11 protein-coding genes and 1 pseudogene are annotated in these 11,991 nt (G+C 65.4%); 11 read left to right on the plus strand and 1 reads right to left on the minus strand.

Annotated features, from left to right (window positions below):
* The first annotated feature begins 45 nt into the window (after nucleotides 1-45).
* From AC07X5_RS27070 to AC07X5_RS27115, 10 genes and pseudogenes are all read left to right on the plus strand, one after another.
* Nucleotides 46-1,005, plus strand: coding sequence for a quinone oxidoreductase family protein (locus tag AC07X5_RS27070; RefSeq protein ID WP_494772651.1), 960 nt, complete (start codon nucleotides 46-48; stop codon nucleotides 1,003-1,005).
* Nucleotides 1,006-1,269: 264 nt separating this feature from the next.
* The gene (locus tag AC07X5_RS27075; RefSeq protein ID WP_409954495.1) at nucleotides 1,270-1,926 is read left to right on the plus strand and encodes a hydrolase; all 657 of its coding nucleotides are present in this window, start codon (nucleotides 1,270-1,272) and stop codon (nucleotides 1,924-1,926) included.
* Between the two features lie 190 nt (nucleotides 1,927-2,116).
* Nucleotides 2,117-3,019, plus strand: a complete 903-nt coding sequence (locus AC07X5_RS27080) for a pirin family protein (RefSeq protein WP_494772652.1) — start codon at nucleotides 2,117-2,119, stop codon at nucleotides 3,017-3,019.
* Between the two features lie 166 nt (nucleotides 3,020-3,185).
* Nucleotides 3,186-4,796 (plus strand): phospholipase D family protein, encoded by a 1,611-nt coding sequence (locus AC07X5_RS27085; RefSeq protein ID WP_494772653.1) that lies wholly within the window; start codon nucleotides 3,186-3,188, stop codon nucleotides 4,794-4,796.
* A 443-nt stretch (nucleotides 4,797-5,239) separates the two neighbouring features.
* The gene (locus tag AC07X5_RS27090) at nucleotides 5,240-5,611 is read left to right on the plus strand and encodes a hypothetical protein (protein WP_494772654.1); all 372 of its coding nucleotides are present in this window, start codon (nucleotides 5,240-5,242) and stop codon (nucleotides 5,609-5,611) included.
* Between the two features lie 412 nt (nucleotides 5,612-6,023).
* Nucleotides 6,024-6,299: pseudogene (locus tag AC07X5_RS27095) on the plus strand (acyl-CoA thioesterase family protein); the annotation flags it as partial.
* On the plus strand, nucleotides 6,271-6,981 hold the full coding sequence (tolQ, locus tag AC07X5_RS27100; RefSeq protein ID WP_494772655.1) for a protein TolQ: 711 nt from the start codon (nucleotides 6,271-6,273) through the stop codon (nucleotides 6,979-6,981). The pseudogene AC07X5_RS27095 and the gene tolQ, both read left to right, overlap by 29 nt.
* Before the next feature lie 21 nt (nucleotides 6,982-7,002).
* On the plus strand, nucleotides 7,003-7,425 hold the full coding sequence (locus AC07X5_RS27105) for an ExbD/TolR family protein (protein WP_494772656.1): 423 nt from the start codon (nucleotides 7,003-7,005) through the stop codon (nucleotides 7,423-7,425).
* Between the two features lie 124 nt (nucleotides 7,426-7,549).
* Entirely contained in the window at nucleotides 7,550-8,536 is a 987-nt protein-coding gene (gene tolA, locus AC07X5_RS27110) for a cell envelope integrity protein TolA (protein WP_494772657.1), read from the plus strand.
* Nucleotides 8,537-8,636: 100 nt separating this feature from the next.
* Complete coding sequence (locus tag AC07X5_RS27115; protein WP_494772658.1) at nucleotides 8,637-8,972, plus strand: energy transducer TonB; 336 nt, start codon at nucleotides 8,637-8,639, stop codon at nucleotides 8,970-8,972.
* Between the two features lie 292 nt (nucleotides 8,973-9,264).
* Here the strand turns inward: AC07X5_RS27115 and AC07X5_RS27120 are convergent, their stop codons facing one another.
* Nucleotides 9,265-10,605: an MFS transporter gene (locus AC07X5_RS27120; RefSeq protein WP_494772659.1), complete on the minus strand. Its 1,341-nt coding sequence runs from the start codon at nucleotides 10,603-10,605 to the stop codon at nucleotides 9,265-9,267.
* A 312-nt stretch (nucleotides 10,606-10,917) separates the two neighbouring features.
* Here AC07X5_RS27120 and cyoA point away from each other — a divergent pair, with 312 nt between their 5' ends.
* On the plus strand, nucleotides 10,918-11,991 hold the full coding sequence (gene cyoA / locus AC07X5_RS27125) for a ubiquinol oxidase subunit II (RefSeq protein ID WP_494772660.1): 1,074 nt from the start codon (nucleotides 10,918-10,920) through the stop codon (nucleotides 11,989-11,991).

The raw sequence follows: 11,991 nt of genomic DNA on the forward strand, positions 1-11,991 counted from the left end.
TCATCCAGCACAACGATTCAAGCCGATGGCCGGGGGACCAGAACCATGAAGGCAGCGGTGTACGACAAGGCAGGCCCCCCCGGTGTCCTGAAATACGTGGAACTACCCGATCCTGCAGTCAAGTCGGATGGCGTGCTGATCTCCGTGGAAGCCATATCCATCGAGGGTGGCGACCTCATCAACCGCCGCCTCAACACGCCGCCCCATCCATCGTGGACGCTGGGATTTGCCGCGGCGGGCGTCATCCAGGCGGTTGGATCGTGCATTGAGAATCGAAAGATCGGTGACAGGGTTGCGGCCTTCGACATGCATGGCTCGCACGCGGAACTGTGGGCTGTTCCGGCCACCCGGACATGGCTCATACCTGACGGCGTCGCAACCCGGGACGCTGCCGTTTCAACCATTGCGTTCGGCACGGCGAACCACTGCCTGTTTGCCAGAGCCGGCGTGCAGCGCGGCGAAACGGTCTTGATCCAGGCGGCTGCGGGTGGGCTGGGCGTCGCTGCCGTGCAGCTCGCGGCACTTGCGGGCGCGCATGTGCTCGCAGTGGCGAGCGGAGCCGCACGATGCAGAAAGCTGCAAGCGCTGGGAGCCTATCACGCCATCGATAGGGCGACCTGCGATGTGGTCGGCGAGGTCAAACGCATCACCGGCAACCGTGGAGTCGATGTGGCGCTGGACCCCATCGGAACCACATTGCACGATTCCATCGCTGCGCTGGCCCCTGAAGGGCGCCTGGTCTTTGTCGGAAATGCGGGCGGCGGGGCCATGGATGTGGATCTCTGGGCGCCCATGCAATCCAACCAGGCACTTTTCGGCGTGTTCATGGGTACGCTGTTCGAGAAACCCACGGTCTGGTCCATGGTGGACAGGATGTTCAAAGCGCTCGCCGCCAAACGCATCCAGGCTGTGATCGACAGAACGTTCCCGCTCTCCCAGGCGGCGTTTGCCCACGAATATGCAGAGCGGGAAAAGCCCTTCGGCCGCGTGGTCCTGAGGCCCTGATACGGATTCGCCTTCAACCGTATGACGTCGTTGGTCCGCCTTGCCGTGCTGCAGCGACGACGCCCATCCAGCCTCGCAGGCGCGCCGCCGGACCAGCGGGCCGCACCACCAGGTGAGCAATTCGAACTGTCATCCGCAGGATCGGACAGTGACGGGTCCAGGCGGCCTCGGCAACATGGATGTCGCGCACTTTCTCAACGGTGCGGCCGTGTATTTCCTCAACCCCAAGGCGCGCAAGCGTCCAATACGCCAAGGAGCTTTTCCATGTCCAAGACTGGCCTCAACGCACTGCTTCGTCCCGAAGACAGCATCGTCGTGCTGATCGACCACCAGCCGTACCAGTTCACGAACCTGAACAGCCACGATCCCTCGACGATCGTCAACAACGTCGTCGGCCTGGCCAAAGGCGCCAAGGTCTTCAATGTGCCGTGCATCCTCACCACGGTGATCGAGGAACGCGGCGGCTACCTGATCAAGCAGCTGCAGGACGTCTACCCCGACCAGAAGCCCATCAACCGTACCTTCATCAACACCTGGCAAGACCCGAAGGTAACGGACATCGTGAAAAAGAGCGGCCGCAAGCAGCTCATCCTCGCAGCACTCTGGACCGAAATCTGCCTTGCCATGCCGGCCATCCAGGCACTGGGCGAAGGGTTCGAGGTATTCGTCGTGACCGATGCATCGGGCGGCGTCTCGGCCGAATCGCACGACATGGCGGTGCGTCGCCTGGTCCAGGCTGGCGCTGTTCCCATCACGTGGATGGCCGTCATCAGCGAATGGCAGCGTGACTGGGCCCGCGAGGACACCGCGGTTCCTCTCACAAGCGTCGTGGCGGAACACGGTGGCGGCAGCGGCATCGCCTATGCCTGGGAAGTGCAGCTGCTCGAGTCTGCAGCCAAGGCGGCAAAGGCCGGCAAGTAAGACCTCCATGGTGGTGGCGGGTCTGCGCCCATCCCGTTCTTCGGTTCGCCGGACTGCTGCTTTGCGCAGCGAGGTCCCGTAGCGGGCAAGGGGCAGGCGGCGCGGCTTGCCCATCTGATCTGGCCCATCGATGTGAACAGTCGCGGCCGCATGCCGGGCCGCGCCGCAGCGGTTTGAAAGGAGAAAAAACATGAACCCAGTCAAAGACCTGCCAATTGCTGCCGACGAAAGCGTTCGCCGCGTCGCCTTCAGGACGGTCGGCAATACACACGGTCCGGTCACTCGTTTGATGAGCCCCTCGGACCTGGGCCATATGCTCAAGCCCTACGTGTTCCTCGACCTTTTCGACATCGACCTTCACAACCCGCGGACGGGCTTCTCCATCCACCCGCACTCGGGGCTGGCAACGATCACCGTCATCACCGAGGGGGACCTGCGATTCGATGACCCGACCGACGGAAGTGGCCACATCGGCTTCGGCGGATTCGAGTGGATGCGCGCGGGCAACGGTGTGTGGCATGGCAAAGAGCTCTCCGGCGGGACGACTCCGAGGGCCAAGGGATTTCAGCTCTGGATTGCGTTGCGCTCCGACCTTGAACACGAGTCCGTGGACAGCCAGTACGTTGAAGCCAGGCGCGTCCCGACCACCGGACCCGCGCACGTGATTCTGGGCAGCTATGAAGGCGCCCGCAGCCCGGCACGCGCACCACTGGGTGTGACTTACCTGCTGGTGAGGCTTGCCGCCGGCACCCAGTGGACGTTCACGCCACCGTCGACGGAGCCGATCGCCTGGCTGGCGGTCTCCAGCGGTGCCCTGGCCGGAGAGACTCCAGCCGATGCTGGCGAGATGCTCATCTTCGAGGAGGGGCTTCAGCCCATCGGCTTGAAGGCCAGCCCCGATGCCGACGCGATCTTCGTGATCGGATCCGCCACACCACACCCCCATGATCTGCACCTGGGAAGCTACTCCGTCCACACCTCTGCAGACTCGCTGGCCAAGAGCGAGGCCAACATCGAGCGCTTGCGGCTGCTCCTGGTAGCCGCCGGCGACCGGCGCACCGCCGGTGGCTCGATCCCGGTCTTCAAGGAATGAGCCACCTGGTGCGCGCAGCGCGCGGCCTTGATCCCTGATTGCCTGCACAGGGGCCACTCCCGGGACGGACTCCCCCGAGCTGCGGGTATCGCCATCAGCACACCGCCTTCGTTGGGGCGCATGGACGCCACCGGACCTGAACCAGACCAAACCACGGAACCTGCGCATGCGCCGAGCTGCCCGCCTCCTGCTTCCACTGCTGCGATATGCCTGCACTGTAGCCGCCATGGTGCTGGCAGGCTGCTCGACCCTGCCGGACGAAGGCCCCCGGACCTACACCACGGCCCTTGCAGCCCCCGGTGCAGCCGTGGCACCGCTGGACCACCTGGCCCAGGCGTCCATGGACGGTGCAGAGCCGGGCCACAGCGGATTTCGCATGCTGCTCGGGCCGGCCGGCCTGGAGGTGCGCCTCGCCCTGATGCGCCGGGCCCAGCGGTCCCTGGACCTGCAGTACTACCACCTGCACGATGACGTGACTGGGCGGCTGGTGCTGCGCGAGCTGCGCGATGCTGCGCAGCGCGGGGTGCGTGTGCGGTTGCTGCTCGATGACCTGTACACCGATGGGCTCGAACCCCTGCTGCACGGCCTGGGTGCCCATCCCAATGTGGAGGTGCGTCTCTTCAACCCTTTCCCCACGCGCGGCAGCGTGGGCCAGCGGTTTGCGGCGGCCCTGCTGGATTTTGCGCGGCTCAACCGGCGCATGCACAACAAGATGTTCGTGGCCGATGGCGCCATGGCGATTGCCGGCGGCAGGAATCTGGGCGACGAGTATTTCCTGCGCAGCTCGCAATTCAATTTCTTTGACTACGACGTGCTCATTGCCGGCCCTGTCGTCCCCCAGATGGCCAGCCTCTTCGACGAATACTGGAACGCGATGCAGGTGCGCACCCTGGGCTCGGTGCAGCCCCCGGCGCAGCCGCCTGACGTGCTGCGCCAGGCCTTCGCCGCGCGGGTGGACGGAGCGGACACACCGTCCCCGCCCCCCATCTCGGGCATCGACCGGCAAGGACGCCCCGCCCCGAACGAGGAATTCGCCGCTGGCCGGGTGGGCATGGTGTATGGCCAGGCCCAGGCCTTCGCGGACTCGCCCGCCAAGGCCTGGGGCGACATGGAGGTTGCGCAGCTGCGCACCGGTGCGCTGCTGGACAACAACCGCCATCTTCTGAGGACGGAATTCCAGAACGCGCGCCATGACATCGCCATCGCGTCGCCCTACCTGGTTCCCGGCGCACAGGCGCTGGCGGGTGCACGCGCCAACATCGCGCGGGGCGTGAAGATCAGCCTGCTGACCAACTCCCTGGCCGCTACGGACGAGCCGGTGGTGCACACCGGCTACCGGCGCTACCGTGACAACATGCTGCGCGCCGGCCTGGAGATTTTCGAGCTGCATCCAACGCTGGGGCAACAACTGCTCTTGCCCGGCGAGATGCAAGGCACGCCGTTGCGCCTGCACAGCAAGGCCACCATCATCGACCGCGAGCGCCTGTTCATCGGCTCGGCCAACTTCGACCCACGCTCGGACGCGCTGAACACCGAGTTCGGCATCTTCATACGCAGCCCCGCGCTGGCCACCGAGGCGCATGGCCTGCTGCAGCTTCTCCAGCAAAGGGCGTCCTACCAGGTCCGGCTCAAGAAGGACAGGCAGCGCGATCTGGAGTGGACGCGCACGGATGCGCAGGAACGCACCGAGGTGCTGGAACACGAGCCGGGCGCCGACCCGTGGACACGGTTGAAACTCTATATCCAGTCGATCTTCATTCCAGAATCGCTTCTGTAGACAGCGCCCTTGAACTGCCCGGGGCGCCAGGCCATCGCGCCGCGGTCTGCAGGCTGCGCTGCAAGGCGCCGTGTTCGCGCCGATGCCCCTGGCATCGATCTCTTGACGGGTCCATCGCACATCCCCGACCGAGGCACCCTGGCTGGCGCATGCCGGTGATCGCGCCGACGGGGGCTTGCAGCAATTTCAGACGGGCAACCGCAAATTCGGTCAGTGCCTTGGAAAGCCGCGTCGCGCATAGTTTGCATGCGCCTGGCGAGTCCAGCGTGGTGCAGGGCAAGCCGGCGTATGGCCTGCGGATTGTGCTGCTTGCCCCGGGGTACCCCGCATGCAGCAGCGCGGACATCCTGAACGCGCTGGTGCGCATGGCAGCAAGCGAGCAAGACCGGGCAAGCCCTGCCCCAACCTTTTCCCAACCTTTCAACACCCAGAGAAAGCAAGCCATGACAATCCACTCCACCCTTCTCGGCGCAGCAGCACTCGTGCTGGCATTGGGCACGTCTTCGATCAACGCACAGACCGAGTCGCGCGACCAGGTGAAGTCCGAAACCAAGGCCGCCAATGCCGCAGGGGCCATCCCCCGCGGCGAAAGCACCAACCAGCAGCCCAAGCTCGACTCCGCCAAGACGCGCGCGGACCGCAAGGCCGAAACCGCTGCGGCCCAGCAGCGCGGCGACATCGCGCGCGGCGGCGAGGCACACCCGGTCGATGGCAAGGTCAAGCCCACCACCGATGGCCGCAACCGCGCGGACGTGAAGGCCGAGACCAAGACGGCCGTCAAGGCGGGGCAGATCACTTCTGGCGAGAAGAACTGACCCGGCTTGCAGTCCATGCAACGTGCTGCCCGCATGGACTGCCTGACCTGCGGGGAGGCCGCGCCAACCATGGGCACCGGTGTCCGCCCCGCCGCCCCTTGCCTCTTTCCATGGAACGCAAGACGCATGCTGCACACCCTGACCGGCCTCTTGTGCAGCATGGCAGAAAGCATCCAGCGCGCAGGGGCCGCGAAGGCCCTGAAGTCCTTGACCCGGTGCTGACCAGCACTGCAGCCACGCCAGCGGAATAGCCAGCCCTCGGCCCATGGCGGCGCCTGCCTTTCGACGACATGGCGCCCCCCACCTTCCCGCACCCTGCGCAGCCGCCTTTCCGTGGCGCTATCATTTTGCGCAAGGCGCTGCCTGGAAGGGAACAAAACCAGCGGCATGCTGGTCCCACAGCCAGCCAGGCCACATACGCCCCGCCAGGCTCGGCGATGAACTCATTGTTACCGCCAGGCTGCCGGAGGCAGGCCGCGCATCGTTGACAATACTTCAGCAAGCGCTCCTGAAACCAGAGCAGCGAATGACCGACAATTCGCCCGCACTGCCCAGTGAAGGCACCATCCGCATCGACAGGTTGGACGCCCACCCCCTGCGGCCCGCGAGAATACCGAGCCCTTTCTGCACCAACTCTCATCACCGTCATCCTCAACCACATGAATTCGCAAAACATGTCCATCCTTAGCCTGGTGCTGCAGGCCAGCTGGGTGGTGCAACTCGTCATGCTGCTGCTGCTGGTCGTCTCGGTCGCCAGCTGGGCCGCCATTTTCCGCAAGCTCTTTGCGCTCAAGCGCATCAAGGCGCTCAACGAGGACTTCGAGCGCGACTTCTGGTCCGGCACCAGCCTCAACGACCTGTTCGCCAGCGCCGCGCAGAACGCCAAGAACGCCGGCCCCATGGAGCGCATCTTCGCCAGCGGCATGCGCGAGTACCAGAAACTGCGCGAGCGCCGCATCACCGACCCCGGCACGCTGCTCGACGGCGCGCGCCGCGCCATGCGCGCCAGCTTCCAGCGCGAGATGGACGTGGTCGAGTCCAGTCTGTCGTTCCTGGCCACGGTGGGCTCGGTGTCGCCTTACGTGGGCCTGTTCGGCACGGTGTGGGGCATCATGCACGCCTTCACCGGCTTTGCCGGCATGGAGCAGGTGACCCTGGCCACCGTGGCCCCGGGCATTGCCGAAGCGCTGGTGGCCACCGCCATCGGCCTGTTCGCCGCCATCCCGGCCGTGATCGCCTACAACCGCTTTGCCCGCGACATCGACCGCGTGGCCACGCACCAGGAGACCTTCATTGAAGAGTTCTCCAACATCCTGCAGCGCAACCTGGGTGTGCAGCACCACGCTGCGTCGTCGGCGTCCGGCCACTGAGCACGAGAAGGGAGCCCCACCATGCCCGCCATGGCATCCCGCGGCCGAGGCCGCCGCACCATCAACGAGATCAACATGGTCCCGTTCATCGACGTGATGCTGGTGCTGCTCATCATCTTCATGGTGACAGCACCCATGCTCACCCCTGGCATGGTCGACGTCCCCAAGGTCGGCAAAAGCAAGAACTTGCCCAAGGTCGTCGCCCAGGTCGTCGTGAACAAGGACGGCTCGCTGCAGCTCAAGACCCCCGAGGCCACGCGCACCATGAGCCAGCGTGAAATCGGTGACGCAGCACAGCGCTGGCAGAAAGACCAGACCAAGGAGACAGCAGTGGTCATCACCGCCGACAAGGGCGTGCAGTACGAAAGCGTGGTCAAGGCCATGGACGCACTGCAGAAGGCCGGCGTCCAGCGCGTGGGACTCTCGGTCAAGCAGGGCGGCTAGCCAGGACAACGCTTTGGGGGCCTGGCACGTTGTGTGTATGCGCCCGAGCCGGCGCAGCCCCACTGGCTGACACGCCCACCCCTTCCACGGAACCGACGAACAAGAAAAGCGCTCCACCCCTTCCATGCACGCCCACGACGATCGCGACCAGTTTGCGCCCCCTGCCCCACCCGCCCGCCTGCGCGCCATCTCGCTGGCGGTGCTGGTGCACCTGGCGCTGATCGGTGCACTCACCTGGGGCGTGAACTGGAAGTCCAGCACCGACCAGCCCGCCGTGGAAGCAGAGCTCTGGTCCGCCGTGCCGCAACAGGCCGCACCGCCCGAGGTGACGCCGCCCACACCGCCCACGCCCCCGGCACCGCCGCCCCCCGAACCCCGGCCCGTGCCCGCGCCGCCCCCTCCACCGCCCCCGCCCCGCACGCAGGACCCGGACGAGCGCGAGGCCGAGATCGCCATCGAGCGCGAGAAAAAGCGCCTGGAGCAGGAGAAAAAGGCCCGCGCCGAGAAGCTCGAGCGCGAAAAGCGCGAGCGTGAGCGCAAGGAAGAAGAGCGCGAAGAGCGCCTCGAAAAGGAAAAGAAGGAAAAGCTCGCCGAACAGAAGAAGGCCGAGCAGGAAAAGCAAAAGAAGCTGGCCGAGGAAAAACGCAAGGCCGAAGACGCCAAGGAGGCGCGCGAGGCCAAGGAAGCCAAGGAGAAGGAAGCCGCCGCCAAGAAGCAGCGCGCCGAAGCCGAGGCCAGGCAACTGGCCGCCCAGCGCGAGGCCAACCTGCGCCGCATGCAGGGGCTGGCGGGTTCCGAGGGCAACGAAAAGTCCACCGGCAATGACGTCCGCAACGCCGGCCCTTCGGGCAGCTATGGCGGCAAGGTGGCCGCCAAGGTCAAGCCCAACATCGTCTACCCCGACGCCGTCTCGGGCAACCCGCGCGCCGAAGTCGAGGTGCGCCTGGCGCCCGACGGCACCATCGTCGGCAAACGCCTGGTGCAGTCCAGCGGCAACAAGGCCTGGGACGACGCCGTGCTGCGCGCCCTGGAAAAGACCGAGACCCTGCCGCGCGACGTGGACGGGCGCGTGCCGCCTTCGCTGACCATCGGGTTCCGGCCGCAGGACTGACCGGCGCACCTGCACATTGAACCCATGGCACTACAGCGCCCCCCCCTGCCCACTCCTTGCGTACATCTTTGCAGGCTGGGTCGCCTGCTGCGGCATCTCGGTGGCCCAGGACATCCAGTCGCCAGCAGATCCAGCCGGAATACCTACGGCAACCGGCGAGGCCCACAACGGACCGCCGCAGTACCCCGTGCTGTCCAAGCGAATGGGTGAGCAGGGCCGTGTCGAAGTGAAGGTATTGATCGACACCCAGGGAACGCCCTTGAAGGCAGAAGTCGCCCGCTCCAGCGGCTTTTCCCGACTCGATGCATCCGCGGTGGATGCCGCCATGCGCTGGCGCTACCAGCCGGGCCGCCGCAATGGCATAGCGGAGCCGATGTGGATGCTTATCCCCATCAATTTCATCCTGGAAGGCGTCAAGTCCGTCCCATCCCAGTAACGCGGCGGCCTGTTCACGGTGACTGTCCAGGGGGCAGCCAAGAACCGCCCAGGCGCAAGCCCTGACGCCCAACAAAAAACCCGGTGGCCACCATGGCAGCCACCGGGTTCTTGCATCGCTTCTCAGCGGGGCCGCCCTCCCGTGGGCCCGCCCCTCGCTCTCTCTTATGTAACTACCTGAGAGCGGAGAACAAAACTCAGCGAAGCGGTTCTGGCCAGGCGATGCGTCGCAGGCAGTACGGGTAGTACGACAAGACGCAGCAACGACGCCGGAAGAGTTTTGTTAGCCGCTCTTATCGGTCGCGCCGCTCCATGCGGCGGTTCAGGTTCAGGGCGCCCAGGGTGCAGGCCACGCCCGACAGCAGGTACACCGTCACGGCCAGCAGGCCGAACTGGGCCGACAGGCCCAGGGCCACCAGGGGGGCGAAGGCAGCGCCGATGATCCAGGCCAGGTCGGCCGACAGGGCGGCGCCCGTGTAGCGGTACTTGGGCGAGAAGTTGGCCGTCACCGTGCCCGATGCCTGGCCGTACGAAAGGCCCAGCAGCACAAAGCCCAGCAGCAGGAACATGGTGCTGCCGACTTCGCCCGAATTGAGCAGCACCGGCGCCATGAAGCTGAACACGCCGATCAACACCGCCATGCCGCCCAGCAGCTTGCGCCGGCCCAGGTGGTCCGACAGCCAGCCCGAGACCATGATGGCCCCGGCCGCCAGGAAGGCGCCGACGATCTGCACGCCCAGGATCTGGGTCACGGGCTGGTCGGTATACAGCGTGATCCACGACAGCGGGAACACGGTGACCAGGTGGAACAGCGCAAAGCTGGCCAGTGCCGCAAAGGCGCCCAAAAGCACGTTGCTGCCTTCGTCGCGCATCACGTTGTGCACGGGCACGGGCTGCAGCTCGCGGTCCTGCAGCAGCTCGGTGTAGGACTGGCCGACCACCAGGCGCAGGCGTGCGAACAGGGCCACCACATTCACGGCAAAGGCCACGAAGAAGGGGTAGCGCCAGCCCCAGGCCAGGAACTCCTGCACGGTGAGGTTGGCATACAGGTAGGCGAACAGGCCGGCCGCCAGCACAAAGCCCACGGGCGCGCCCAACTGGCCGATCATGGCGTACCAGCCGCGGCGGTGCTTGGGTACCGACATCGCCAGCAGCGACGGCAGGCCATCCCACGAGCCGCCCAGCGCCAGCCCCTGGCCGATGCGCAGCAGCAGCAGCACGACGATGGCACTGGTGCCGATGCTCTGGTAGCCCGGCAGGAAGGCCATGCCCACGGTACACGCGCCCAGCAGGAACAGCGAGATCGTCAGCTTGGTGCCCCGCCCCCAGCGCCGCTGGATGGCCATGGAGATGGCCGTGCCCACGGGGCGCACCACGAAAGCCACGGCCAGCAGCGCAAAGGCCGCCAGCGTGCCGTCCAGGCGCGTCATGAAGGGGAACAGGAACGACGGGAACACCAGCACGCAGGCGATCCCGAAAACGAAGAAGTCGAAGTACTCGGAAGACCGGCCGATGATCACGCCGACGGCGATCTCACTGGGGGTCACGTCCTCATGCGTGTCTGCATGCGAGAGGGAAGCGGAGTTCTCTTCATATCCCATCGAGGGGAAGGTGGCAGATGCGGTACTGCTCATGAACAGGGGCTCCTTTTGTTGTGTAACTGATACACCCACGTTTTACACCCAGGCGAAGCCCCCGACAAGTGCGGTTTCACCCAGAGCCATGCAGGACAAACCCTTGACCTGGATTCACGGTATTGACCGGGAGCACCAAACAGGAGCAAAAACTTGACCTTGGACAAAATGTCCAATGGACAAATTCGCACGCTCTATTACATTGAGCGCCAAATTGTCATTCGCGTTTACCCCTAAGAACCGGCAGGGAATCTTTTTGTAACCACAAAGAGACACCGAGCAGGCACCGAACGCAACTTTGGGTCCTTTCATATGCCAAATCCTCCCCGACTTCGCGGGTCTGCATGGCTGCCTGTGGTGGCGCTCACGGCGCTGGCCGCCAGCCTCACCGGATGCAGCAAGGCTGTCGTCCTCAACCCCGCAGGCGATATTGCCTCGCAACAGGGCCACATGGTCATCCAGGCCACCTTGCTGATGCTGATCATCATCGTGCCGGTGATCGCCCTCACCCTGTGGTTCGCCTGGAAGTACCGCCAGAACAACACCGCCAACACGGAAGAGGACTACGACCCCGACTGGCACCACTCCACCACGCTGGAGCTGGTGATCTGGACGGTGCCGCTGCTCATCATCATCGCGCTGGGCGCGCTGACCTGGATCGGCACCCACAAGCTCGACCCCTACCGCCCGCTGGACCGCATCTCGGCCACCAAGCCGCTCGAAGCCCAGGCCACCCCCATGGTGGTGCAGGTCGTGGCCATGGACTGGAAGTGGCTGTTCTTCTACCCCGAGCAGGGCATTGCCACGGTCAATGAGCTGGCCGCCCCGGTGGACCGCCCCATCCTGTTCAAGCTCACGGCCACCTCCACGATGAACGCCTTCTACGTGGCTGATCTGGCCGGCATGATCTACGCCATGCCCGGCATGCAGACCGAGCTGAACGCCGTGATCAACAAGCCCGGCGTGTACCCCGGCATCGCCTCGCACTACAGCGGCTCGGGCTTCTCGGGCATGACCTTCAAGTTCCACGGCCTGAGCACCGGCGACTTCGACCAGTGGGTGGCCAAGGCCAAGACCGAAGGCAAGGCGCTGGACAAAGCGACCTACCTGAACCTCGTCAAGCCCAGCGAGCGCGACCCCGTGCAGCGCTTTGCCAGCGTGGAAGACGGCCTGTACGACAAGGTGCTCAACCGCTGCGTCGAAGACGGCAAGATGTGCATGCACCACATGATGTCCATCGACGAGCGCGGTGGCGAGGCCTACATGAAGGCCATGGGCCTGAACCTGCCCCAGGACGTGTGCACCGTGGACAACGCCGGCCAGGTCGTGGCCGCGCTCGAAGCGCGCCACGCCACGGTCTACGACCGCACCCTTTCCCGCCAATGA

The organism is Acidovorax sp. GW458-11-26-14-TSB4, assembly GCF_059423865.1.

Coding starts and splice junctions, on each gene's coding strand:
- AC07X5_RS27070 (WP_494772651.1), top strand. CDS start 46: ATGAAGGCAGCGGTGTACGACAAGGCAGGCCCCCCCGGTGTCCTGAAA.
- AC07X5_RS27075 (WP_409954495.1), top strand. CDS start 1,270: ATGTCCAAGACTGGCCTCAACGCACTGCTTCGTCCCGAAGACAGCATC.
- AC07X5_RS27080 (WP_494772652.1), top strand. CDS start 2,117: ATGAACCCAGTCAAAGACCTGCCAATTGCTGCCGACGAAAGCGTTCGC.
- AC07X5_RS27085 (WP_494772653.1), top strand. CDS start 3,186: ATGCGCCGAGCTGCCCGCCTCCTGCTTCCACTGCTGCGATATGCCTGC.
- AC07X5_RS27090 (WP_494772654.1), top strand. CDS start 5,240: ATGACAATCCACTCCACCCTTCTCGGCGCAGCAGCACTCGTGCTGGCA.
- tolQ (WP_494772655.1), top strand. CDS start 6,271: ATGAATTCGCAAAACATGTCCATCCTTAGCCTGGTGCTGCAGGCCAGC.
- AC07X5_RS27105 (WP_494772656.1), top strand. CDS start 7,003: ATGCCCGCCATGGCATCCCGCGGCCGAGGCCGCCGCACCATCAACGAG.
- tolA (WP_494772657.1), top strand. CDS start 7,550: ATGCACGCCCACGACGATCGCGACCAGTTTGCGCCCCCTGCCCCACCC.
- AC07X5_RS27120 (WP_494772659.1), bottom strand. CDS start 10,605: ATGAGCAGTACCGCATCTGCCACCTTCCCCTCGATGGGATATGAAGAG.
- cyoA (WP_494772660.1), top strand. CDS start 10,918: ATGCCAAATCCTCCCCGACTTCGCGGGTCTGCATGGCTGCCTGTGGTG.